Origin of the sequence: Amycolatopsis sp. A133 (genome assembly GCF_031082405.1) — a bacterium.
Classification (GTDB): domain Bacteria; phylum Actinomycetota; class Actinomycetes; order Mycobacteriales; family Pseudonocardiaceae; genus Amycolatopsis.
In genome coordinates this window covers 42,053-65,109 of record NZ_JAVHJU010000002.1, presented here as the reverse complement: position 1 = coordinate 65,109, position 23,057 = coordinate 42,053, and the positions used below count along the sequence as shown (strand labels likewise).

The window sequence follows — 23,057 nt, the reverse complement described above, 5'->3', positions numbered from 1 at the left end:
AAGTTCGGAGGAATGGGTGGTATAAGGGCGCGGAAGGGCGCGAACCCGCCCTTTCGTGCCGTTCGAGGCTTGACGGATCGCAATTGTTTCGGGATGGTGCGCGTGCGTGGGCATCCACGTTGGGGTCAAGGGAGGATTGGTGTCCGAAATAGACAGACGTCGCTCCGGTGCGCGTAGCCGTTGTTACTGCTCAGATCTTGAGCTTGAACCCCGTGTGGCTCGGCGTGAATCCGAGGCGCTCGTAGAACCGGTGCGCTTCTGTCCTGGAGGTGTCCGACGTGAGCTGTACGAGGGCGCAACCGCGCCGCCGCGACTCGTCGATCGCCCAGCGCACGAGATCGGCGCCCAGTCCGGCACTCCGGTGGTCGGCATGGATCCGCACAGCTTCGATTTGACCACGAAGTGCACCACGCCTGGCCAAGCCCGGAATGATCGTCAGCTGCAGGGTGCCGACCGGCTCGTCGCCGGACGCGACGACCACCAAGAACTGGTTCGGATCCGCGTCGATCTCGTCGAAGGCACGCAGGTACGGCCCGAGGTCGCCTGGATCCGTCCCGGGTGGCGCCGAACTGGTCGTCCGCCAGCATGCGCACGATCGCACCGATGTCTTCACGTCGTGCTCTGCGGATGGTGTAGTCGGCCACGCCGCCAGTATCACAGGAGGCGGGTGAATCCTTGGTAGCTGTACTCGAAACCGAAGCGGGCGTAGAAGTCTCGCAGGTCGCCGCGGTTGATGCCCGAGTCGAGGTGGATTCGCGTGCAGCCGCGTCGGCGGGCTTCGTCGATACCCCAGGTCAGGAGCGCGCTCGTCACGCCGCGCCGAGCGGCACGGATGCCTTCGAGCAGGCCGCGGGGCGCACCGTCCCATGTGAGGCCGCGGAGCACGGTCAGCTGGGCGGTGCCAACGACGCCGTTGTCGTCCTCGGCCACGACCAGCGTGACGTGCGGGGTGTTCATGAGTTCGCGGAGCGCGGCTGCCAGCGGTTCGCCCGGCGCGCCGAACAGGCGCACGAGCGCCTCGTTGTCCGTTGCCCGGGCACGTCTGATGACATCCATTTCACCCAGTATGCAGGAGGCCGGACGACGGACATAACTGCAACTAGGCGGCTACCCGCAGTGCCGGCCATGTGGGCTTCAGGCCACCGCGTAGCGCCGAATCCCCTCGACGGTCTGAGCGCCGAGTTTGCCTTGTGACACCAGGAGGTCGAGGTGTGCCGCGGTTTCGAGGACCGCGAGGGTCTGGTTGAAGGAGTCCATTTCGGACAGCTTGCGGTTGCGGCGAGTCCAGCCGATCCGGTGTGCGGCTTCGTACGCGCAGGTTGCGCCGGCCACGATTTGCGCGGCTATGGTCTCGAGGCGTTGTCGATGGTGTTCCAGCAGTTCGTCGACTCGGGTGTGCACACTTTCGGACACCGGGCCGTGTGCGGGAAGCATGCGGCGATCCGGCATGGCGCGCACCAGGCGAAGTGAGCCGATGAAGTCGTTGAGCGGCAACTCGGCCGGCACGGGCTGGAACCCGATCGAGGGCGTGATGTGCGGTAGCACGTGGTCACCGGAGAACAGCAGGCCGGCATTGTCGTCGACGAAGACGACGTGCCCGGAGGTGTGTCCCGGAGTGGCGACGACTTCGAATTGGCGCCCGGGCAGGATCGGACGAGGACCGGGTGTCAGCCATTCGTCGGGTGCTTCCCAGAGGTCGGCTTCCGTGTGTCGTCGGTTCGTGCCGAATTCCCGGGCCAGCGCTTCCACGACTTCGCCGGCTCCGGCCTGGAACAGAAGATCGACCTGGGCTTCCATCGGCAGCCGGTCGGGGTTGCCGGATGCCTTGAGCGACGGCTCTTCGTCCTGGCCGAGTGCGATTTTGGAGCCGAATTCCCGGCGGAGGACCACAGCTTGCGAATAGTGGTCCCGGTGCACGTGGGTGACGAGGAACTCGCTGACGTCGGCGAGTGTGGCGCCGATCCCGCCCAAGGCGTCCGCGAGCTGTTGCCGGGCCACGGTCAGCGCCCATCCGGAGTCGACCAGGACCAGCTTCTCGCCGTCGGTGACCGCGTAGACGTTGACCGCGCGCAAAGCGTCGTTGGGCAGGGGCAACGGGATCCGGTAGACGCCGGCCGAGACCTCGTAGATTCCGGGCTCGGTCCAGTTCCTGTCGCTGCTTTCCGGCAACGGTTCCACGGTGACCTCCGTCCCGGCGAGACTGCGGCGTCCCGGCCTTTCTTCACCCTGAGCCGTGCCGGGCCCGCTGTCCACCTGGTTGAGATGAGACGCCGGTCACTAGATCAGTCGGTGTCCTGCTTCAAGGCGGTGTCGATCGTCAGGGCGGCGGCGACCACCATGCTGGCCAGCGGATCCGGCAGCGGGTGGGGGATCTCGACGACGTAGTTGTCGGCCGTGGTGAAGGCGGCTTTGAGGAAACCACCCCAGGTCTTGGTCACCCGGGCGACCTCGGTGCCGGCGTGGTCGCGGATCGAGAAGTTCCAGGCGCGCCAGTTCTCGGCGAAGATCCCGCCGACCGAGCGGCCGTCGACGACGAAGCCGAACCGGATCTTGCCGAAGACGTTCTCCTGGACGATCTCACCGATCGGGGTCTCGTCGGCCCTGGTGACGAGGAACCGGGATTTGAACACCTTCGCCGGCCGCGTCACCTTGAGCACGGTGCTGTGGTTGGCGTCGCGGACCTCGAACTTGTGAGTCAGGAACTGGTCGTAGTTGGTCAGGAGGCGGATCGCCTTCTTCAACGTGCTCTGCCCCACCTCGACGACCCCGCCGAGCCGGTTGCCGTGCTGGTCGAAGACGCCGAACTCGTTGGCCATCTCGATCAGCTTGGCGCGCTGGTTGACCACGAGCACCGGCTCGGTGAACAGAGTGCCGCCGCCGGTGTGCGTGCCGCTTCGACCGCGTGTCGCGCGATTGACCTGGTTCTGGATCCGGGCAGGGTCGTGGGCGCGTTCGATGTCCAGTTCGATCGGCTCGGAGTCGCTCGGTGGCGGGGATTGGTACGCCGGCCGGGTGTCGGCGGTCCAGGCCTGTCCGTCCCACCATCGGTGCAGACGGGGGTCCCGCGCGTCCGGGTACCAGCCCGGCTGCGGTGGCGAACTCGTCATGGCCGGTCAGCCTATCGCCGCGGACCCGCTCATGGTGTTGCTCAAGGGAAATGCGGTGAATGTCCGCATCTTGGCGCCCCGGCCGGTGCCCGCACTCGGGGGTCGACCAGAATCGGCGGTCGTGAGTGAGCGAATCTGGCCCAGCGGAGCGGCGACGGCGATCGGCTCGATGCCGGGCAGCGACCCCGCCGAAGCAGCGGCGGTCGTGTTCGGCGAACTGCCCGACTTCCCGCACCTGCCCGAGCTGCCGGCTCGCGGTGTCGGGGCGGACATGCTCGGCCGGACCGCCGCGCTGCTGGTCGACCTGGCCGTCGAGGTCGTGCCGAGTGGCTACCGCGTTGCGTCCCGGCCCGGGCACGAGCACCGCCGGGCCGTCGACCTGCTTCGCTGGGATCTCGACGCCGTGCAGGAAGCGCGTGAGGCGGCCGGGGTCACCCCGCCCGTCTTCAAGGTCCAGCTGGCCGGGCCGTGGACGCTCGGGGCGGGGATCGAACTGCCCCGTGGCCATCGGGTGCTCACCGATCGCGGCGCGTTGCGGGACTTCACGTCGTCCCTGCTGGACGGTCTCGCCGAACATGTCGCGGAAGTGCGGGCCAGGACCGGGGCTCCGGTGGTCGTCCAGTTCGACGAACCGTCGTTGCCCACGGTGCTGGCAGGCGGGCTGTCGACGCCGTCCGGCTACGGGAGCGTCCCGGCGGTGCCGGAGCCCGAGGCGCGCCAGCTGCTCGCCACCGTGATCGACGGCGCCCGGCGGATCACCGACCGTCCGGTGATCCTGCACTGCTGCGCCGGGAAGCCGCCCTTGGGACTGCTGCGGGAGGCGGGTGCGGACGCCTTGGCCTTCGACCTCGCCGCGCTCGACGGCGCCTCTGCCGCGTTCCTGGACGAGATCGGCGAAGTGTGGGACGGCGAGGCGACGCTGTTCCTGGGTGCGGTCCCGGCCACTTCTCCCGCGTCCCCGCCGAGTCTGAAGGACTTCGGCGAGCCGGCGTTCCGGCTGGCCGACCGGCTGGGCTTCAACCGCAGCGTCCTCGCCGAACGGGCCGTACCGACGCCCGCCTGCGGTCTGGCCGGCGCGACACCGGATTGGATGCGCCGGGCCCTCTCGCTGACGCGGGACCTCGGCAAGGCCTTCTTGGAGCCGCCGGAAGGCTGGTGACGGGATCCGGCAACTCGCCGACGTCCCCTCCGGCCGGCAAGTAGCGTGTCGGGGTAGCCGACCGAACGAGGACCACCCGTCACCATGCGCCTGTTCCGCCGCAAAAGCGCCGCCGCCGATCCGCCCGACCCGCGCACCGCGTGGCCCGAGCAGCCCGTGCCGGACGACCCGGCGGCCGCCGCGGAGGCGTTCTGGCACGGCTGGTTCGAGCTGCTCCCGATGGTCAGCGCGGCGCTGGGCGAGGGAGAGCCGCACCGGGTCGAGCACGAGCTCTGCCAGCTGGTCGAGGCCCTGCACCCCCGGCTGCACTTCTCGCTGGAGCGTGGTCGCCAGGCGATCTACGCCCTGGTCGTGACCGGTCAGGAAGACCCCGAAGTGCGGCCGTTCACCGACGCGTGGCGTGCTGCCGCGCCGCCGGACGACGCGATCTGGGAGTACCACGATTCGGTGCCGCCGGTGCCCGATCCGACCGAGGTGACGGTCAACCTCGGCGAGCACCGGATCGCGCTGGCCGACGTCCGCGTCGTCGCCCAGGTGGACGACGACGAGCACGTGGTCGACGTCGCAGTCTTCCACCCGGGCTTCGGCGACCTCGACGACGCCACCCGGCGGACCATGACATTCCTGCCGCTCGACGCGACACTCGGTGAACGGCTCGCCGCCGAACGGTTACGGCGCGTCGAGACCGCGGAGACCGAGCCGGCCGGTGCCATCACCCTTCTGGAGCTCCGTGAACTGGTCCGCGGACTGGGCACCGGACCGGACGAAAATGTCGGTACCTCCGGCTAGGGTTACCACCCGTGAGCAGCACCGAACTTCCCCAGGACCAGGTGGCGGCGGTCGACGCCCCGGTGGCCGCCGAGGACGTCACCGACGTCCCGGCCGACGTGCGCGAGCGGCACAGCGCCCTCGCCGAGGAACTGCGCGACCACCAGTTCCGCTACTACGTCCTGGACTCGCCGATCATCTCCGACGGGCAGTTCGACGAGCTCCTGGGCGAACTGCAGCGGCTCGAGGAAGCGCATCCGGCGCTGGTCACGCCCGATTCGCCGACCCAGCGGGTCGGGGGCACGTTCTCGACCGAGTTCACCGCGCACGACCACCTCGAGCGCATGCTCAGCCTGGACAACGTGTTCGACCAAGACGAGTTCCTGGCGTGGGTCGAACGCGTCGAGAAGGAGGTCGGGCGCACCGAGTTCCTCGCCGAGCTGAAGATCGACGGCTTGGCGATCAACCTGTTGTACGAAAACGGCCATCTGACCCGCGCGCTCACGCGGGGTGACGGCCGGACCGGTGAGGACGTCACGCTCAACGTCCGCACCCTCGACCAGGTCCCGCTGACGCTGACCGGCACCGATCAGTTCCCGGTGCCCGCCCTGGTCGAGGTGCGCGGTGAGGTCTACTTCCGCGTCGAGGACTTCCTCGAGCTGAACGCGAAGATGGTCGAAGCCGGCAAGCCGCCGTACGCGAATCCGCGCAACACCGCGGCCGGCTCGCTGCGGCAGAAAGATCCCAAGATCACTCGCGAGCGCCGGCTGCGGCTGATCTGCCACGGGCTCGGCAAGCGCGAGGGCTTCGAGCCCCAGCGCCAGTCGGAGGCGTACGACGCGCTGGCCGCGTGGGGGCTGCCGGTGTCGCCGCACAGCAAAGTCCTGACTTCGGCTGACGAGCTCACTGCGCACATCGCCTACTGGGGCGAGCACCGGCACGACGCCGAGCACGAGATCGACGGCGTGGTCATCAAGGTCGACCAGGTGACGTTGCAGCGACGGCTGGGCACGACGTCGCGCGCGCCGCGGTGGGCGATCGCCTACAAGTACCCGCCGGAAGAGGCGATCACCACGCTGCTGGACATCCAGGTCGGCGTCGGGCGGACCGGGCGGGTGACGCCGTTCGCGGTCACCGAGCCCGTCACGGTCGCGGGGTCGACCGTGGCCAGGGCCACCCTCCACAACCAGGAGGAGGTCAAGCGCAAGGGTGTGCTCATCGGCGACCGGATCGTCATCCGGAAGGCCGGCGACGTCATCCCCGAGGTCCTCGGGCCGGTCGTGGACGCGCGCACGGGCGACGAGCGCGAGTTCGTCATGCCCACCCACTGCCCGGAATGCGGCACGGAGCTCGCCTACCAGAAGGAAGGCGACAAGGACATCCGCTGCCCCAACACCCGGTTCTGTCCCGCGCAGCTGCGGGAGCGGCTCTTCCACCTGGCCGGGCGCGGCGCCTTCGACATCGAGGTCCTCGGGTACGAGGCGGCGGTCGCGTTGCTCGACGCGCGGGTGGTCGCCGACGAGGGCGACGTCTTCGACCTGAACGAGGACAGCCTCGCCGAGGTCGAGCTGTTCCGGACCAAGGCCGGCGAGTTGTCGGCGAACGCGCGGAAGCTGCTCGCCAACCTCGACGCGGCGAAGGACCGGCCGTTGTGGAAGGTGCTGGTCGCACTGTCGATCCGGCACGTGGGGCCGACCGCGGCGCAGGCGCTGGCCCGCGAGTTCGGGTCGATCGACCGGATCGAGCAGGCCACCGAGGAGGAGCTCTCGGCGGTCGACGGCGTCGGCCCGACCATCGCCCACGCGACGCAGGAGTGGTTCGAGGTCGCCTGGCACCGCGAGATCGTCGAAAAATGGCGACGCGCCGGCGTCCGGATGGCGGAGGAGCGCGACGAATCGATTCCCCGCCACCTCGAGGGTCTGTCGATCGTGGTGACGGGGTCGCTCGACGGCTTCTCCCGCGACGAGGCCAAGGAGGTCATCATGGCCCGCGGCGGCAAGGCCGCCGGGTCGGTCTCGAAGAAGACCGCGTTCGTCGTCGCCGGGGACTCGCCTGGTTCGAAGTACGACAAGGCCGTTCAGCTCAAGGTGCCGGTGCTCGACGAAGCCGGCTTCCGCGTCCTGCTGGAGCAGGGCCCCGACGCGGCGCGGGAGGTGGCGCTGCCGACCGGCGACGAGACCGCCGAAGAAGAGACTGGGGAGACGGATGGGTGATGTCGAGATCCGGCCGCCGCGGCCCGAGGAGTACGCCGCGGCGGGCGAGGTCACAGTGCAGGCGTACGAAGCCGACGGCCACCTGGACGACGACGTCGGCTACGACGCGAGGCTGCGTGATGTTGCGCGGCGGGTCGAAGAAGCTGAGGTCCTCGTTGCCGTGGACGGGGCGGGGGAGGTACTCGGCACCGTGACCGTCGTGCACCCCGGGTCCGAGTACGCCGAGATCTCGCGTCCGGGAGAGCTGGAGTTCCGGATGCTGGCGGTGGCGCCGTCGGCGCGTGGCCGTGGGGTCGGCGAAGCCCTGATCAGGGCGGTGTTCGACCGCGCTCGCGCGCTGGGGCTCCGCAAGGTGGTGCTGAGCAGCGGCGACCGGATGCACAGCGCACATCGGCTCTACGAACGTCTCGGGTTCGCGCGGCTGGCCGAGCGGGACTGGCGGCCGTTCCCGCACATCATCCTGCTCGCCTATCAGATCGACGTCTGACCTGGGCGTCGTCGAGAAAGGGACGAAGCCGCGGCGGGCTCGCCCTTTCTCGACGACGTGACGATCTCGCGCTAGCCGTCGAGGACGACCGCGACGATGCCGGCGAGGTGGGCGAGCCGGGCGACCTCGGCGGCGCGGAAGTTCGGGCCGCCGGGGCGCGCGACGAGCAGCGCCTTGCCGGGTTTGCCGAGCGGGGTCGCGGCGAGCTCGGTGCCGAGCTCCTTCCACGTCTCCGGGATCCAGGCTTCCTCGCTGTCCAGGACCGTCGCGCGCTCGAGCGGCAGCCAGGGCAGGTCGGTGATCGGGGTCTCCGGGGCCGCGCTGGACGAGGCCAGCCGGACCGCGCCGGTTTCGGAATGTTCGACGATCATCGCCCAGCCGGCGCGCACGATGCGGGGCACGCCCTCGGCGAGGATGTCGAGGCCCGACTTCGGCTGGGCGGCGATTTCTTCGACGAGTTCGAGCTCACGATGCGTGTCGAGGACGCCTGCGTAGGGACGGACCGCGTCCACTTCGACGCCTTCGACGCTCTCCGCCGCCGTGATGAGCGCGTCGGGCAGCCGGCCCGATGGGAGCTCGACCACCAGGTCGTCGACGGCGAGGCCGGTGCCGCGCTCGACGACGTCCACGCTCAGGATGTCGGCGCCTACCGTGCCGAGCGCCGTGGCCACCGCGCCGAGGGTCCCCGGGCTGTCCGGAAGGAGGACCCGGATCAGGAACGACACCACGCGCCCCTCTCACCTCTGGCGTCCCAGCCTTGCCGTGGGACGCTCGATGCCGGTCGCCGATTGTGACAGACCCACCCGGCTCGCGGGACCTGCTGTCCGCCGGGCGGGATGTGAGCGTCGCCGGACGGCAGCCGGCTTGCGCCGGGCGTAACCCAGTCGAGTCCGCCCACGCCGCCACCATAGACTTGCAGCTTCCGAGACAACCCGCACAGCACAACCCGGGAGTCACCCGCGTGCCCAACATTTCCCGAGACGAGGTCGCGCACCTCGCGAAGCTGGCCAGGCTGGCCGTGACCGACGACGAGATCGACGTCTTCGCCGGCCAGCTCGACCAGATCCTGGACTCGGTGGCCAAGGTGAGCGAGGTCGCCGCCGACGATGTGCCGCCCACGTCGCACGCCGTGCCGCTGACGAACGTCTTCCGGCAGGACGTCGTCGTCCCCGGGCTCACGCAGCAGCAGGCGCTGGCCGGTGCGCCGGCCGCCGAGGACGGGCGTTTCCGGGTGCCGCGGATTCTGGGGGAAGAGCAGTGACCGAGCTCATCAAGCTGACCGCCGCGGAACTGGCGGGGAAGATCCACTCGCGCGAGGTGTCCGCGGTCGAGGTCACCCAGGCCCACCTGGACCGGATCGCCGAGGTCGACGACCACATCCACGCGTTCCTGCACGTCGACACCGAGGGCGCGCTCGCCGCGGCCAAGGCCGTCGACGAGGGCATCGCCGACGGCAAGGCGCCCGCGTCGCCGCTGGCGGGCGTGCCGCTCGCGCTCAAGGACGTCCTCACCACCGAGGGTGTGCCGACGACCTGTGGTTCGAAAACGCTCGAGGGCTGGATCCCGCCGTACGACGCAACTGTGACGCGCAAGCTGCGCGAGGCCGGTGTCGTCATCCTCGGCAAGACCAACATGGACGAGTTCGCCATGGGGTCCTCGACCGAGAACTCGGCGTACGGCCCGACGCACAACCCGTGGGACCACGCCCGCATCCCGGGCGGGTCGGGCGGTGGCTCGTCCGCGTCGATCGCGGCCTTCGAAGCCGCCATCGCCATCGGCACCGACACCGGGGGGTCGATCCGGCAGCCCGGGTCCGTCACCGGCACCGTCGGGGTCAAGCCGACCTACGGCGGGGTGTCGCGGTACGGGCTCGTCGCTTTTTCGTCGTCGCTCGACCAGGCCGGGCCCTGCGCCCGGACGGTGCTCGACGCCGCGTTGCTGCACGAGGTCATCGCCGGGTACGACCCGCGGGACTCGACGTCCATCGACGCGCCGGTGCCGCCGGTCGTCGCCGCGGCGCGCCAGGGCGCGAACGGCGACCTGAAGGGCGTCAAGGTCGGCGTCGTGAAGGAGTTCGGCGGCGACGGCTACCAGCCGGGCGTGCTGCGGTCGTTCCAGGCCGCGGTCGAGCAGCTGCGGGCGCTCGGTGCCGAGGTCGTCGAGGTCTCTTGTCCGCATTTCGTCTACGCGCTGCCCGCGTACTACCTGATCGCGCCGAGCGAGTGCTCGTCGAACCTCGCGCGGTTCGACGCCATGCGCTACGGCCTGCGCGTCGCCGACGACGGCACGCACAGCGCCGAAGAGGTCATGTCGCTGACCCGCGAGAAGGGCTTCGGCGCCGAGGTCAAGCGGCGGATCATGCTGGGCACCTACGCGTTGTCGTCCGGCTACTACGACGCCTACTACGGCTCGGCGCAGAAGGTGCGCACGCTGATCACGCGCGACTTTGACGCCGCCTTCGAGCAGGTCGACGTCCTCGTTTCGCCCACGACGCCGACCACGGCGTTCAAGATCGGCGAGCGCGTCGACGACCCGATGGCGATGTACCTCGCCGACCTGTGCACGATCCCGTCGAACCTCGCCGGCAACGCCGCCATGAGCGTGCCGAGCGGGCTGTCCGACGAGGACGGGCTGCCCGTCGGGCTGCAGATCATGGCCCCGGCGCTCGCCGACGACCGGCTCTACCGGGTCGGCGCCGCCTACGAGGCCGCCCGCGATGCCGCCGCCGGCGGGGCGCTCATCCACAAGGTCCCGGAGCTGGGAGGAACGAAGTGACTGCCGTGGCCGAGTTGATGGACTACGCCGACGTCATCGAACGCTTCGACCCCGTGCTCGGGCTCGAAGTGCACGTCGAGCTGAACACGAACACGAAGATGTTCTGCGGCTGCGAAAACGAGTTCGGCGGCGAGCCGAACACGAAGGTCTGCCCGACCTGCCTCGGCCTGCCCGGCGCGCTGCCTGCCCTCAACGGCAAGGCCGTCGAGGGCGCGATCCGGATCGGTCTCGCGCTGAACTGCGAGATCGCCGAGTGGTGCCGGTTCGCGCGGAAGAACTACTTCTACCCGGACATGCCGAAGAACTTCCAGACGTCGCAGTACGACGAGCCGATCGCCTTCAACGGCTACCTCGACGTCACGCTCGACGACGGCGAGGTCGTGCGCGTGGAGATCGAGCGCGCGCACATGGAGGAGGACACCGGCAAGTCGCTGCACGTCGGCGGCGCCACCGGGCGGATCCACGGTGCCGAGCACTCGCTGCTCGACTACAACCGGGCCGGCGTGCCGCTGATCGAGATCGTCACCAAGCCGATCGAGGGCACCGGCGAGCGGGCTCCCGAGGTTGCGCGGGCGTACGTGAGCGCCCTGCGGGACCTGCTGCGCGCGCTCGACGTGTCCGACGTCCGGATGGACCAGGGCTCGCTGCGGTGCGACGCGAACGTCTCCCTGATGGCGAAGGACGCGACCGAGTTCGGGACCCGGACCGAGACGAAGAACGTCAACTCGCTGCGCAGCGTCGAGCGCGCCGTCCGCTACGAGATGACGCGGCAGGCGGCGATCCTCGCCGAGGGCGGGACGATCAAGCAGGAGACGCGGCACTTCCAGGAGGCCGACGGCACCACTTCGTCCGGCCGGACGAAGGAGACCGCCGAGGACTACCGGTACTTCCCGGAGCCCGACCTGGTCCCCATCGCGCCGTCGCGCGAGTGGGTCGAGCAGCTGCGCGGCACGCTGCCGGAGATGCCGTCCGAGCGGCGGAAGCGGATCCAGACCGAGTGGTCGCTTTCCGACGAAGCCCTGCGTGACCTGCTGAACGTCGGCGCCGTCGACCTCGTTGCGGCGACGGTCGAGGCCGGTGCGTCGCCGGATGACGCCCGCGGCTGGTGGGTCAACACCCTCGCCCAGGAGGCCAACGCCCGCGAGGTCGAGCTCGCCGAGCTGGCGATCACCCCGGCCCAGGTGGCCGAGGTGATCGGGCTGGTCACCTCCGGCGAGCTGACGAACAAGCTGGCGAAGGAAGTCGTCCAGGGGGTGCTCGCCGGTGAAGGTGAGCCGCGGGAGGTCGTCGAGAAGCGGGGGCTGAAGGTCGTCTCGGACGATTCGGCTCTCCTCGCCGCGATCGACGAAGCCCTGGCGGCGCAGCCGGACGTCGCGGACAAGATCCGCGGCGGGAAGGTCGCCGCGGCGGGTGCGATCGTCGGTGCGGTCATGAAGGCGACCAAGGGCCAAGCCGACGCCAAGCGGGTCCGTGAACTGATCATCGAGCGCGTCGGTTCTTGACGTTGCCGGGATTCGTCAAAAGCGTCACCTGGCGCGAGTGGCTCGGCCTGGCGGCCGGGCTGCTCGCGCCGGGCTCGACGTTCCTTCCGTGGACCACGCTGACCGCCGACAGACCGGACATCGAAGACATCCTCGCGCAGCTGCCGCAGGGTGACGTCGTCCGCGACGCGTGGCACTCGAGCTTCTTCGCCTGGTGCCCGCCGCTGCCGTTGCTGCTGGTCGGGCTGGTCGTGGTCGTTTTCGGGCGAAACCGGAGCCTGCGGGTCAGCGGCCTGCCGCACCTGTGGCTGATCGTCGCCGCGGCGTCGCTGCTGCTGATGGCGCTGGGCTGGTTCACGCTGGACTGGGAGTTCGACGCCGACCAGCGCGGCATCTTCCAGGCGGCCGGGGTCGCCATCGGACCGGGCGTCGGCCGGTTCCTCGGGCTGTTCGCCGCGCTGGTGTCCGGCGTGGCCGCTTTCCTGGACATGCTGGCGATGCGGGCCGAAAGCCGGCAGCCGCGGAAGACCCGCAGCAAGAGCAGCTGACCTTCGAGTGCGCCGCCCGGTCCCTTCGGTAAGAGTCCTGCCGCTGGGGAATTTCCGACCGGGATACCCGTGTCGTCCGACCGGCTGATCGCGGTCGTTGACAACGTTGACATCGTGACCGCCCGTTGCATGAGAAAGCGCTTTCTGGAACGGTCGGAGAGGCGCAGCCCAGCCGCGGAGATCGCCACCCCGCGGGGGCCGGGCGATGCGGACCGGCGCTGCAGGGGCGCCGGAACCGAGGAGGGAGACCCGGGTGGCCGAAGGAAAGCGCTTACGGGTGGCCGTCATCGGAACCGGGGCCATCGCGGAAAGCCACCGGACCGCCTACCAGGCCCACGGCGACGACGTCGAGATCGTGGCCGCCGCCGACGTCGACGAGGCCAGGGTGACCGCGTTTTGCGCCGGTATGGACCACGTCCAGCCCTACCACGACCTGGGCACGCTGCTCGTCGAGCAGGAGCCCGACCTCGTCTCGGTCTGCACGCCGCCGAGCCTGCACGTCGAGCAGACCAAGCAGGCCCTCGAGAGCGGCGCCTGGGTCTGGTGCGAGAAGCCGCCGTGCCGGTCGCTCGCCGAATACGACGAAATGACCGTCGCCGAGCGAGACAGCGGGCCGTACGCGTCCTTCGTCTACCAGCAGCGGTCCGGCTCGGCCGCCGCGCACTTCCGGTCCCTGCTCGCGGAGGGCGAACTGGGCCGTCCGCTCGTCGCACACTGCCAGACCACCTGGTACCGCGATGCCGCCTACTACGCGGTGCCGTGGCGCGGGCGCTGGGAGACCGAGGGCGGCGGGCCGGCCATGGGGCACGGCATCCACCAGATGGATCTGCTGCTCCACCTGCTCGGCGAGTGGGCCGAGGTCCGCGCGATGACTGCGCGGCTGGTGCACGACGTCGAGACCGAAGACGTCTCCACGGCGCTCGTCCGGTTCGAGTCGGGGGCGCTCGCGACCGTCGTCAACAGCGTCCTTTCGCCGGACGAGGTGAGCCGGATCCGGATCGACTGCGAGCGCGCCACCGCGGAGCTGACCCACCTCTACGGGTATGGGGTCAAGAACTGGCACTACACGCCGGCCCCGCACATCGAGGGGGAGGCCATGCAGCGCTGGCTCACCCCGCCCGCCGACGTCGACAGCTCGCACGCCGCCGCGTTCACGCCGATCCTCGCCGCCTACCGGGCCGGGCGGCGGCCGCCGTGCAGCGGGGGCGACGGGCGGCAGGTGCTGGAGCTCGTCGCGGCGCTCTACAAGTCCGCGTCCACCGGGCTCGGCGTGCGGCGCGGGGAGATCGGGCCCGGCGACGCCTTCTACCGTTCCATGGCCGGCACCCGCACCCAGACCGGGGCGCGCGGATGAGCGCGGCCATCACGGTGACCCACCGGCACGGCGAACACGTCTCGGTCGAGGCGGGCGGCGTCCAGCTGATGTCCTATGTGTACAAACCGGACCCGGTGGCCTTCGAGTCGCGCAAGCCCTACGCCCACCCGCTGCGCACCCTCGGCGGCCGGCCCGTCAGCGGGTACCGGCCCGCCGACCACCGGTGGCACAAGGGCCTGCAGATGACGGCGAGCCACCTGTCCGGGCAGAACTTCTGGGGCGGCCACACCTACGTCCCCGGCCAGGGGTACCAGAACCTGCCCGATCGCATCGGCTCCATGCGCCACGACGAATTCGCCGGCTTCACCGTCGAACGCGATCGGCTGAGCCTCACCGAACACCTCACCTGGGTCGCCGACGGCGGCGGCGAGTGGGCGCGGGAGCGGCGCGACCTCGTCGTCCACTCGGTCGAGCCGGCCGAAGGGGCTTGGGCACTCGACTGGGGGATCGAGCTGACCAACGTCCGCGACACCCCGCTCGTGTTCGGCAGCCCGACCACCGCCGGCCGCGAACTGGCCGGGTACACCGGCCTGCACTGGCGAGGGCCCCGGGACTTCGGCGGGGGCCGGGTCCTCGGGCCCGGCGACCTCGAGGGCGAGGAGATGATGGGCGCGCAGGCGCCGTGGCTCGCGTTCGTCGGCGAGCACGACGACGTCGACGCGCATTCGACACTCGTCTTCGCGCACGCGCCCGAGAACGACAAGGCGATCCACGAGTCGCACTGGTTCGTCCGTTCCCAGGAGACGCCCATGGTCGCGTTCTCCTGGGCGTTTTTTGCAGAATTCGACCTCCCGCCGGGTGAAAGCTTCAGCTACCGCTACCGGATCGTCGTCGCCGACGGCGCCTGGGACCGCGACCGGGTGACCGGCTACCTCGACGGGCACGGGTGGTCATGAACGAATTTCCGCTACCGGGCGGCATCGGCGTCTCGCACCTGCGCGCCTACGACTGGGAGGCCGAGGACGGCGTCTGCGGCGGCAGCCCGCACGTCCACCTCGCCTGCACCGAGGCCTACGTCGTCACCGGCGGCCGTGGCGCCGTCCAGACGCTGAGCGTCGGCGGTTACGCGGAGACGCCCCTGGCCGCCGGGGTGATCGCGTGGTTCGCGCCCGGCACCGTGCACCGGATGGTGCAGGACGACGACCTGCGCGTCACGGTCCTCATGCAGAACAGCGGGCTGCCGGAGGCCGGGGACGCCGTGTTCACGTTCCCGCCCGACGTGCTCGCCGACGCGGCCGCCTACGCCGAGGCCGCGGCGTTGCCGAAAACCGACGACGCCGCGCGGCACCGCCGTGACCTGGCCGTTCGCGGGTACCTGCCGCTGCGTGACGCTCTGCGAGACGGCGATCCCGAACCGCTGCGGGCGTTCCACCGCGCGGCCGTCGCGCTGGTCGCCCCGAAGGTCGCAGAGTGGGTACCGCGCTGGCGGGCCGGGGCACTGCGGGCCGCCGAACTGACCGGCGCGCACCTCAAGGCGCTCGCCGACGGCGACGGGAGCCACCTCGACCGGTCCGGCCTGCGGGTCGCGACGCCGTCGAACCCCGACGGCTACGGCATGTGCGGCCGCCGTGCCGAATACGACATCCCGCTCGACCAGGAAGGCTTGCAGTGATGAACCAGTCCAGCATCGGAGTGCTGCTCAACGGGGTGACGGGCCGGATGGGCTACCGGCAGCACCTGCTCCGGTCGGTCCTGGCGATCCGCGAACAGGGTGGCGTCGCCCTGCCGGACGGCCGCCGCGTGCAGCTCGAACCGATCCTCGCCGGGCGCAACGCGGCGAAACTCAAGGACCTCGCCGACCGGCACGGCCTGACGGCGTGGACCACCGACGCCGTCTCCGCGCTCTCCGACGTCGAGATCTACTTCGACGCGCAGCTGACGTCGGCGCGCGAGCCGTCGGTGCGGGCGGCGATCGCCGAGGGCAAGCACGTCTACGCCGAGAAGCCCCTCGCCGAAACGCTGCCGGCGGCGCTGGAGCTGGCCGGGCTCGCCCGGGACGCGGGGATCTGCCACGGCGTCGTGCACGACAAGCTGTTCCTGCCCGGGCTGCGGAAGCTGCGGCGGCTGGTCGACGGCGGGTTCTTCGGGCGGATCCTGTCGGTGCGCGGCGAGTTCGGCTACTGGGTGTTCGAGGGCGACTGGCAGGAGGCGCAGCGCCCGAGCTGGAACTACCGCGCCGAGGACGGCGGCGGGATCGTGCTCGACATGTTCTGCCACTGGAACTACGTGCTCGAAGACCTCTTCGGCCGCGTTTCGGCGGTGACGGCCAAGGCGGTGACGCATATCCCGCGCCGCTGGGACGAGCAGGGCGAGGCCTACGCGGCGACGGCGGACGACGCCGCGTACGGCATCTTCGAACTGGAGACGGGGGCCATCGCGCAGATCAACTCGTCGTGGTCCACCCGGGTGTTCCGCGACGAGCTGGTCGAATTCCAGGTCGACGGCACCGAGGGCAGCGCGGTCGCCGGGCTGCGGCGCTGCCGCGTCCAGCACCGTTCGGCGACGCCGAAGCCCGTCTGGAACCCCGACCTGCCCGCGACCGAGCAGTTCCGCGACCAGTGGCAGGAAGTGCCGGACAACGCCGAGTTCGACAACGGCTTCAAGGCGCAGTGGGAGGAGTTCGTGCGGGACGTGGTCGCCGGGCGGCAACACCGGTACGACTTCTTCTCGGCCGCGCGGGGACTGCAGCTGGCGGAGGCCGGGCTGACGTCGTCGGCGGAGGGGCGCCGCGTGGAGCTGAAGCCGTTGAGCTGACCGGCTGCCGGACGAGGTGGGGGGCCGGCCGTGCGGCGCACGGCCGGTCGATCCCGTCGCGGCGAACTGCTTCGGCCGGCGAAAGCCATGGTGACGCCGTGGTCGATCATCGGCGACAGGCGGATATCCGCGGGTCAGTCCTTGCCGTTGCCGCCGCCGGAGGTGGCCGGGCTGATCAGCACGACCCTGTCGTCGCTCGAGACCGGGGTGCCGCCGCCCTTGTTGACCGTGCCCGCCACGGCCAGCTGCGGGTTGATCATGCTCATGCCCGCGAGCCGTCCGTACGTCACCGGGGGCTTGCCGGTTTTCCCGTCGAGGCTCACCGTCGGCTTGCCGCTGATCGCGCCCTCGGGGGTCACCGGCAGGCTTTGCAGATTTCCGGCCAGTGACGTGCCGACCGAGATCGAGCCGTTCGCGTCGACGAAGTCGGCGCAGCCCGCGACGCCCGGCTTGTCCGGCCACGTCCACGCGGGCGTCGTCAGCGGACGGCCCGCCTCGATGCGGTAGAGGGCGTCCTTGTCGGCGAGCCGGTCGGTGACCCAGACGCGGCCGCCGTCGGCGGAGGCGCACACCCCGCCCGGCGCGTGCAGGCCGGTCGCCACCACGAGCGAGCCGTTCGGGTTACCCGCCGCGGCCTTGCCCGACGTGTCGATCCGCAGCAGCTTCCCGGCGAGGGAGTTCGCGTCGGCCGCGGCGTTCGGGTTGCCCGCGTCGCCGGTCGCGATCAGCAGCGCGCCGCGGTTGTCGGTGCCGATCGTGCCGCGGTTGCCGGACGCGCCCTTCGGGATGCCGGTGAGCACCGGCTTCGGCGCCTGGCCCTTGGCGAACCGCACGACGCGGTTGTCGGTCGCGGTGGTGATGTAGGCGAACACCAGCTGGTCCTCGACGTACGACGGCGAGGTCGCGAGCCCGGTCAAACCGCCGTCGCCGTCCGCCCGGACGTCGAGCTTCGCGAATTCCGTCGCGTCCTTGCCGGCCGTCGCCAGCAGGACGCGGCCGCTCTTGCGCTCGCCGGCCAGCGCGCTCGGCGTGGAGCCGTCCCCCGGCAGGCCGGCCACCGCGGCGACGGTGTCCAGGCACGTCGCGATCACCGACGGGTCGAAGTCCTTGCAGCCCTGCGGCGGCGGCACCGGCGTGGCCGACTGGCCGGGCCGTGCCTGCTTGCCGTCGCTCCCGGAGTCCGCGCCGGGACCCTGGACCTCGGGCGGCGACTCGGGGCTCGGCACGGGCGCGGGGCTGAACGTCTGGCCCGCCGCGGTGTCGTCGAACCGCGCGCACCCCGCGGGCAGCAGGACGCCGCAGGCCAAGATCGCCAGCAGGGCCGAGCGGTACCGGGTGCGCATGATCCCCCAGCCTAGGGGCCGGTGCGTGAACCATGGGTGAGTACTCCTGGATTACGTTGGGGATCATGACGCTGACCGTGCTGGTGCCCGACGACGAGGGCATGACCGTGCTCGCCGAGGTTCCGCGGGTCCTGCCCGTGCGCTACCAGTGGGGCGAGCCGGTGCCCCGCGAGGCTGCGAAGGCCGAGGTGCTCATCCCCGGCAAGCACCCGCCCGGCGAGCAGCTGTGGCGCACCCTGCCGAGCCTGAGGCTGATCCAGCTGCTGTCCGCCGGCGCCGAGGACTGGGTCGGCAAGGTGCCCGACGGCGTCCTGCTGTCCACCTGCCGCGGCGCGCACGGCGGCAGCACCGCCGAGTGGGTCGTCGCGGCGCTGCTGTCGATTTACCGGAAATTGAACGTCTTCGCCACGGCGCAGCGCGAAGGCCGGTGGGAGCGCCAGACGGCCGACACGCTCCAGGGCAAGCGCGTGCTCGTCATCGGCGCCGGCGACCTCGGGCGGCACCTGCGGCGCCGGCTCGAGCCGTTCGACGTGCGCTGCACGATGGTCGGGATGACCGCGCGGGACGGCGTGCACGCCGTGCGCGAGCTGCCCGCGTTGCTCGAACTGCACGACGTCGTCGTGCTGATGGTGCCGTTGACGTCCCGCACGCGCGGGATGGTCGACGCGGAGTTCCTGGCCCGGATGCGCGACGGCGCGGTGCTGGTCAACGTCTCCCGCGGCGCCGTCGTGGTCACCGACGCCCTGGTCGCCGAATTGACCACGGGCCGGCTGCGGGCCGCGCTCGACGTCACCGACCCCGAGCCGCCGCCCGCCGGGCACCCGCTGTGGACGGTGCCGGGCCTGCTGCTGACCCCGCACGTCGGCGGGGCCGTGCGCGGGGTCCGTGGCCGGTCGTACGCCGTCGCCGCGGCGGAGATCGCCCGGTACGCCGGCGGGGAGCTGCCGGACAACCTCGTCCACGGCGAATACTGAGCTCGCCAGGCCCGCGGGGATCCCCTAACCTGCGCGGGTGAGCAGTGGAGACGACTTTTCGCAGCAGCCCACCAGCGTCCTGTCGGGGGTCGAGGACGACGGGGCGGACGACACCCCGCGCCAGCGCGGTCTCGGTCTCGGCCTGCTGGTCCTGCGGCTGGCGCTCGGCGCGACCATGGGCGCGCACGGCCTGCAGCACCTGTTCGGCCTGTTCGGCGGGCCGGGCATCGGCGGGTTCGCGCGGGTGCTCGAGACGTTCGGCTACCACAAGCAGACGACACTGCTGTCGTGGATCACCGGCGTCACCGAGGTCGCCGGCGGTGTCCTGGTGATCGTCGGGCTGTTCACCCCGCTGGCGGCGGCGGGCCTGCTCGGCGTCGCGGCCAACGCCGTGTACGCGAAGTTCCACGGCGGGTTCTTCGAGAGGCAGGGGCAGGGATTCGAGCTCGAACTGCTGCTCGCGGCGGCGGCGTTGAGCCTGCTGTTCACCGGGGCCGGGCCGATCTCGCTGGAGCGGAACACGCCCTGGCGGAAGCGGCCGCTGCCGTTGGGGCTGGTGTCGCTGCTGCTGGCCGCGGCGGCGGCCGTGGTGGTCATCGTCTTGACGCGGTAGCGGGCTGGGGGCAACTCGGGTGGTTCGCGGCGGTCTGTGGATAACTGCGGTTCTGGGGCGGGGAATTGTCGGTGGCTTTCGGTAACGTTGAAACCGGGGGTCCCCCGGGGCGTTCCTGACGAAATGTCTCGGCCGTCGGGCTGGGATGTCGTCGGTCGGTGCCGCGGTTTCGGATGTTCGGTGGCGTGGTTCGAGGACCTGCTGCGGTCCGCGCCGGTAAGGGTCGGCGGTGTTCGGCCTGGGGCAGACGAGCTGGACTTGACGCCGCCGGATGGCCGGTGACGGCACCTGGGACGCGGATCTACGAGGCGAGCCGCCTGACCACGCGCTCGGCGGCTGGAGCACCACCTCGTCGGCGGCAACGACCGACCGCTGGTGGCGTTGACGGGGTCCGGACAGGCCGAGGGATGCACCGATGTCCCGCACCTGATGCGGCGCGCCGTCGCTCGCTTCGAACGCGTACCCGGCCCAACTGCGTCCGCGGCGACAAGACCTTCTCCTCAAGGACGATCCGCAGGCATCTGCGCGGCCGCGATATCACCGCCGTGATCCCGGAAGCCGACCGACCAGACCGGGCACCGCAACGGCGTGGCCCTTGCGGCCTGGGGACAACTCGGGTGGTTCGCGGCGGTCTGTGGACAACTGCGGTTCCGGGGCGGGGAATTGTCGGTGGCTTTCGGTAACGTTGAAACCGGGGAGCCCCCTCGCGGCTGAGGGCCGTGAAAGGCGGAAACGCCGCGAAGGCCGCCCCGAGAACGGGACGGCCTTCGCAGCCGGAAGCCGGGATTACTTGTTCACGTCGCGAACCGCGCCGGTGTCCGCCGATGTCGCCATCCGGGCGTACGCGCGCAAGGCCGCCGTCACCGGGCGCTGGCGGTCCTTCGGCTGCCACGGGCGCTCGGACGCCTCCATCTTCGCCCGGCGCTCCGCCAGCACTGCCTCGTCGACCAGCAGCTCCAAGCGGCGCTCGTGGATGTCCAGCAGGATCCGGTCGCCGTTCTCCACCAGGCCGATCAGGCCGCCCGCCGCCGCCTCCGGGGAGATGTGACCGACCGAGATGCCCGACGATCCGCCCGAGAACCTGCCGTCCGTGATCAGGGCGCACTTCTTGCCCAAGCCCGATCCCTTCAGGAACGCCGTCGGGTGCAGCATCTCCTGCATGCCCGGGCCGCCCGCCGGGCCCTCGTAGCGGATCACCAGCACCTCGCCCGGCTGGATCTCCTTCTTGAGGATCGCCGACACGGCTTGCTCCTGGCTCTCCAGCACCCGGGCCGGGCCCTCGAAGTGCCACAGGTCCTCGTCGATGCCCGCGGCCTTGATCACCGCGCCGTTCTCCGCCAGGTTGCCGCGCAGGATCGCCAGGCCGCCGTCCTTCGTGTACGCGTGCTCGACGTCGCGGATGCAGCCGCCCGCCGCGTCCGTGTCCAACGATGACCAACGGTTCTCCGTGGAAAACGCCTGCGTCGTGCGGACGCCGCCCGGGGCCGCGTGGAAGAGCTCCACCGCGACGTCGGACGGGGAAGCAGCGCGGATGTCCCAGGAACCGAGCCACGAGTCCAGGTCCCGGGAGTGCACCGACCACACGTCGGTGTTGAGCAGCCCGCCGCGGTACAGCTCGCCGAGGATCGCCGGGATGCCGCCGGCCCGGTGGACGTCCTCCATGTGGTAATCGGAGTTCGGCGCCACCTTCGACAGGCACGGCACGCGGCGGCCGATCGCGTCGATGTCGGCGATCGTGAAGTCGACCTCGCCCTCCTGGGCGGCCGCGAGGATGTGCAGCACCGTGTTCGTCGAACCGCCCATGGCCATGTCGAGCGCCATCGCGTTCTCGAACGCCGCCTTCGACGCGATCGAGCGCGGCAGGACCGAAGCGTCGTCCTCCTCGTACCAGCGGCGGCACAGCTCGACGACGGTGCGCCCGGCCGCCTCGAACAGCGCGCGGCGCGCGGCGTGCGTCGCCAGCGTGGAGCCGTTGCCGGGAAGCGACAAACCGAGGGCTTCGGTCAGGCAGTTCATCGAGTTGGCGGTGAACATGCCGGAGCACGACCCACAGGTCGGGCAGGCCGAACGCTCGACGACGTCGAGGCCGTCGTCGTCGACCTCGGGGCTCGCCGACGCCGCGATCGCGGTGATCAGGTCGGTCGGGGCCTGCGCGACGCCGCCCACGACGACGGCCTTGCCGGCCTCCATCGGGCCGCCGGAGACGAACACGACCGGGATGTTGAGCCGCATCGCGGCGTTGAGCATGCCCGGGGTGATCTTGTCGCAGTTGGAGATGCACACCAGCGCGTCGGCCTGGTGCGCGTTGACCATGTACTCGACCGAGTCGGCGATGATCTCGCGCGAAGGCAGCGAGTAGAGCATGCCGGAGTGGCCCATCGCGATGCCGTCGTCGACGGCGATCGTGTGGAACTCGCGCGCGACGCCGCCGGCTTCCTTGACCGCGCCGGCGACGATCTCGCCGAGGTCCTTGAGGTGCACGTGGCCGGGCACGAACTGGGTGTAGGAGTTGGCGATGGCCACGATCGGCTTGCCGAAGTCGCTGTCGGTCATGCCCGTGGCGCGCCAGAGCGAGCGCGCGCCCGCCGCGTTGCGGCCGTGGGTGGTGGTCCGGGAACGGAGAGGCGGCACGGGAACTCCCAGGTCAAAGGGTGGCCAGCGAAACTGGTAGGACCAATTTACGCCGGTAACCCCACCGGGTCCGCCGCGGGGCTACTCGGCGGCTGACGTCCCGGGCTTGAGGTCGCCGGTCTCGAGCACCCCGCTCGGGTCCGCGACGAGTCCCTCGCTGACCAGCGACAGCACCGGCAGGTGCCGGGTCCGGACGGTCGGCAGCGGCACCTTCGTGTCGTCCTTCAGCACGGCCTGCACGCGCGACTTCTTGGTGATCGCGAGCCCCTTCAGCGCCGACCACGGGATGTCGCGGTGGCCGAACACCGTGCGGACGGCCAGCCCCGAGCGCGTCGCGACGGTGCGGTGGCGGACCACGAACACCGCCAGCGCGATCGGGAAGATGTAGAGCCACTGCAGGTACGGGATCTCCCCGAGCGCGATCGGTGTCACGCAGACCGTCAGGAGGGCGATCGCCATGAACGACGTGCGGGGGATGCGGAAGACGGCCTTCCGGCCTTCGTCCTGCTGTTTTTCGGCCACGCGGAAATGGTGCACCGCGCGCACGCCCGCCTCGGAACCGGGTCGCGCCGGGGTGACGTACGCCGCCCGGGCGTCCAGCATGCGGACACACCGTCCCGCAGAGTTGACACCTGCCCGGCGTTCGGTCTAGCGTCATCGCCGTGACACCGCTGACCGGCCTCGTACTTCCCAAGCGCGTCGACGCTTAGGGAAGACTTTCCGCTGCGTCGACGCGCGAACCCTCGTGCGACCTTACGGTCGGCGAGGGTTTTTTGTTGCCCTAGGGAAGAGATTCCTGGCCCCACCGCACCAATCGAGCTCAAAAAAG

21 protein-coding genes and 1 pseudogene are annotated in these 23,057 nt (G+C 70.7%); 14 read left to right on the top strand and 8 right to left on the bottom strand.

Annotated elements, in window-relative coordinates; genetic code table 11:
• Nucleotides 1-190: 190 nt before the first annotated feature.
• The 4 genes and pseudogenes from Q5425_RS02160 to Q5425_RS02145 form a co-directional block, all read right to left on the bottom strand.
• A pseudogene (locus tag Q5425_RS02160) lies at nt 191-644 on the bottom strand (GNAT family N-acetyltransferase).
• A 10-nt stretch (nt 645-654) separates the two neighbouring features.
• On the bottom strand, nt 655-1,056 hold the full coding sequence (locus Q5425_RS02155) for a GNAT family N-acetyltransferase (RefSeq protein WP_308670343.1): 402 nt from the start codon (nt 1,054-1,056) through the stop codon (nt 655-657).
• A gap of 78 nt (nt 1,057-1,134) precedes the next feature.
• Nucleotides 1,135-2,178 carry an MBL fold metallo-hydrolase gene (locus Q5425_RS02150; protein ID WP_308670473.1) on the bottom strand — a complete coding sequence of 348 codons (1,044 nt, stop codon included), beginning with the start codon at nt 2,176-2,178 and terminating at the stop codon, nt 1,135-1,137.
• Between the two features lie 104 nt (nt 2,179-2,282).
• A complete protein-coding gene (locus tag Q5425_RS02145; RefSeq protein ID WP_308670342.1) occupies nt 2,283-3,107 on the bottom strand; it encodes a phospholipid scramblase-related protein in 825 nt (274 codons plus the stop codon).
• A 121-nt stretch (nt 3,108-3,228) separates the two neighbouring features.
• Between Q5425_RS02145 and Q5425_RS02140 the strand changes: the two genes are divergently transcribed.
• The 4 genes from Q5425_RS02140 to Q5425_RS02125 all read left to right on the top strand — a co-directional run bounded on the left by Q5425_RS02140 (nt 3,229) and on the right by Q5425_RS02125 (nt 7,734).
• Nucleotides 3,229-4,266 carry a methionine synthase gene (locus tag Q5425_RS02140; RefSeq protein WP_308670341.1) on the top strand — a complete coding sequence of 346 codons (1,038 nt, stop codon included), beginning with the start codon at nt 3,229-3,231 and terminating at the stop codon, nt 4,264-4,266.
• Nucleotides 4,267-4,350: 84 nt separating this feature from the next.
• Complete coding sequence (locus Q5425_RS02135) at nt 4,351-5,055, top strand: hypothetical protein (protein WP_308670340.1); 705 nt, start codon at nt 4,351-4,353, stop codon at nt 5,053-5,055.
• Nucleotides 5,056-5,066: 11 nt separating this feature from the next.
• Nucleotides 5,067-7,247: an NAD-dependent DNA ligase LigA gene (gene ligA, locus Q5425_RS02130; RefSeq protein ID WP_308670339.1), complete on the top strand. Its 2,181-nt coding sequence runs from the start codon at nt 5,067-5,069 to the stop codon at nt 7,245-7,247.
• The gene (locus Q5425_RS02125) at nt 7,240-7,734 is read left to right on the top strand and encodes a GNAT family N-acetyltransferase (RefSeq protein ID WP_308670338.1); all 495 of its coding nucleotides are present in this window, start codon (nt 7,240-7,242) and stop codon (nt 7,732-7,734) included. Before ligA ends, Q5425_RS02125 begins: the two co-directional genes overlap by 8 nt.
• A 71-nt stretch (nt 7,735-7,805) precedes the next feature.
• Here Q5425_RS02125 and Q5425_RS02120 read toward each other — a convergent pair whose 3' ends face one another.
• Nucleotides 7,806-8,459 carry an amino acid-binding protein gene (locus Q5425_RS02120; protein WP_308670472.1) on the bottom strand — a complete coding sequence of 218 codons (654 nt, stop codon included), beginning with the start codon at nt 8,457-8,459 and terminating at the stop codon, nt 7,806-7,808.
• A 236-nt stretch (nt 8,460-8,695) separates the two neighbouring features.
• Here Q5425_RS02120 and gatC point away from each other — a divergent pair, with 236 nt between their 5' ends.
• The 8 genes from gatC (at nt 8,696) to Q5425_RS02080 (ending at nt 16,667) form a co-directional block, all read left to right on the top strand.
• On the top strand, nt 8,696-8,995 hold the full coding sequence (gene gatC / locus Q5425_RS02115; protein WP_308670337.1) for an Asp-tRNA(Asn)/Glu-tRNA(Gln) amidotransferase subunit GatC: 300 nt from the start codon (nt 8,696-8,698) through the stop codon (nt 8,993-8,995).
• Nucleotides 8,992-10,509, top strand: a complete 1,518-nt coding sequence (gene gatA / locus Q5425_RS02110) for an Asp-tRNA(Asn)/Glu-tRNA(Gln) amidotransferase subunit GatA (RefSeq protein ID WP_308670336.1) — start codon at nt 8,992-8,994, stop codon at nt 10,507-10,509. The genes gatC and gatA overlap by 4 nt, the downstream gene beginning before the upstream one ends.
• Complete coding sequence (gene gatB / locus Q5425_RS02105; RefSeq protein ID WP_308670335.1) at nt 10,506-12,011, top strand: Asp-tRNA(Asn)/Glu-tRNA(Gln) amidotransferase subunit GatB; 1,506 nt, start codon at nt 10,506-10,508, stop codon at nt 12,009-12,011. Before gatA ends, gatB begins: the two co-directional genes overlap by 4 nt.
• Nucleotides 12,008-12,538 (top strand): hypothetical protein, encoded by a 531-nt coding sequence (locus Q5425_RS02100; RefSeq protein ID WP_308670334.1) that lies wholly within the window; start codon nt 12,008-12,010, stop codon nt 12,536-12,538. Before gatB ends, Q5425_RS02100 begins: the two co-directional genes overlap by 4 nt.
• Nucleotides 12,539-12,815: 277 nt before the next feature.
• Nucleotides 12,816-13,892, top strand: a complete 1,077-nt coding sequence (locus Q5425_RS02095) for a Gfo/Idh/MocA family oxidoreductase (RefSeq protein ID WP_308670333.1) — start codon at nt 12,816-12,818, stop codon at nt 13,890-13,892.
• Nucleotides 13,889-14,809: a PmoA family protein gene (locus Q5425_RS02090; RefSeq protein WP_308670332.1), complete on the top strand. Its 921-nt coding sequence runs from the start codon at nt 13,889-13,891 to the stop codon at nt 14,807-14,809. Before Q5425_RS02095 ends, Q5425_RS02090 begins: the two co-directional genes overlap by 4 nt.
• The gene (locus Q5425_RS02085; RefSeq protein WP_308670331.1) at nt 14,806-15,525 is read left to right on the top strand and encodes a cupin domain-containing protein; all 720 of its coding nucleotides are present in this window, start codon (nt 14,806-14,808) and stop codon (nt 15,523-15,525) included. The genes Q5425_RS02090 and Q5425_RS02085 overlap by 4 nt, the downstream gene beginning before the upstream one ends.
• Nucleotides 15,525-16,667, top strand: a complete 1,143-nt coding sequence (locus Q5425_RS02080; RefSeq protein WP_308670330.1) for a Gfo/Idh/MocA family oxidoreductase — start codon at nt 15,525-15,527, stop codon at nt 16,665-16,667. Before Q5425_RS02085 ends, Q5425_RS02080 begins: the two co-directional genes overlap by 1 nt.
• Nucleotides 16,668-16,801: 134 nt before the next feature.
• Here Q5425_RS02080 and Q5425_RS02075 read toward each other — a convergent pair whose 3' ends face one another.
• Entirely contained in the window at nt 16,802-18,010 is a 1,209-nt protein-coding gene (locus Q5425_RS02075; protein WP_308670329.1) for a PQQ-dependent sugar dehydrogenase, read from the bottom strand.
• Nucleotides 18,011-18,075: 65 nt separating this feature from the next.
• Between Q5425_RS02075 and Q5425_RS02070 the strand changes: the two genes are divergently transcribed.
• A complete protein-coding gene (locus Q5425_RS02070) occupies nt 18,076-18,984 on the top strand; it encodes a 2-hydroxyacid dehydrogenase (protein ID WP_308670328.1) in 909 nt (302 codons plus the stop codon).
• Between the two features lie 37 nt (nt 18,985-19,021).
• Entirely contained in the window at nt 19,022-19,597 is a 576-nt protein-coding gene (locus Q5425_RS02065) for a DoxX family protein (RefSeq protein ID WP_308670327.1), read from the top strand.
• 786 nt (nt 19,598-20,383) lie between these two features.
• Here the strand turns inward: Q5425_RS02065 and ilvD are convergent.
• The gene (gene ilvD / locus Q5425_RS02060; protein WP_308670326.1) at nt 20,384-22,228 is read right to left on the bottom strand and encodes a dihydroxy-acid dehydratase; all 1,845 of its coding nucleotides are present in this window, start codon (nt 22,226-22,228) and stop codon (nt 20,384-20,386) included.
• An 81-nt stretch (nt 22,229-22,309) separates the two neighbouring features.
• Nucleotides 22,310-22,831 (bottom strand): PH domain-containing protein, encoded by a 522-nt coding sequence (locus Q5425_RS02055; RefSeq protein ID WP_308670325.1) that lies wholly within the window; start codon nt 22,829-22,831, stop codon nt 22,310-22,312.
• Nucleotides 22,832-23,057 lie beyond the last annotated feature (226 nt).

Excerpts from the sequence above, each read along its gene's own strand:
- Q5425_RS02155 (WP_308670343.1), bottom strand. The coding sequence starts at position 1,056 with ATGGATGTCATCAGACGTGCCCGGGCAACGGACAACGAGGCGCTCGTG.
- Q5425_RS02145 (WP_308670342.1), bottom strand. The coding sequence starts at position 3,107 with ATGACGAGTTCGCCACCGCAGCCGGGCTGGTACCCGGACGCGCGGGAC.
- Q5425_RS02135 (WP_308670340.1), top strand. The coding sequence starts at position 4,351 with ATGCGCCTGTTCCGCCGCAAAAGCGCCGCCGCCGATCCGCCCGACCCG.
- Q5425_RS02125 (WP_308670338.1), top strand. The coding sequence starts at position 7,240 with ATGGGTGATGTCGAGATCCGGCCGCCGCGGCCCGAGGAGTACGCCGCG.
- Q5425_RS02090 (WP_308670332.1), top strand. The coding sequence starts at position 13,889 with ATGAGCGCGGCCATCACGGTGACCCACCGGCACGGCGAACACGTCTCG.
- Q5425_RS02085 (WP_308670331.1), top strand. The coding sequence starts at position 14,806 with ATGAACGAATTTCCGCTACCGGGCGGCATCGGCGTCTCGCACCTGCGC.
- Q5425_RS02080 (WP_308670330.1), top strand. The coding sequence starts at position 15,525 with ATGAACCAGTCCAGCATCGGAGTGCTGCTCAACGGGGTGACGGGCCGG.
- Q5425_RS02075 (WP_308670329.1), bottom strand. The coding sequence starts at position 18,010 with ATGCGCACCCGGTACCGCTCGGCCCTGCTGGCGATCTTGGCCTGCGGC.
- Q5425_RS02070 (WP_308670328.1), top strand. The coding sequence starts at position 18,076 with ATGACGCTGACCGTGCTGGTGCCCGACGACGAGGGCATGACCGTGCTC.
- Q5425_RS02055 (WP_308670325.1), bottom strand. The coding sequence starts at position 22,831 with ATGCTGGACGCCCGGGCGGCGTACGTCACCCCGGCGCGACCCGGTTCC.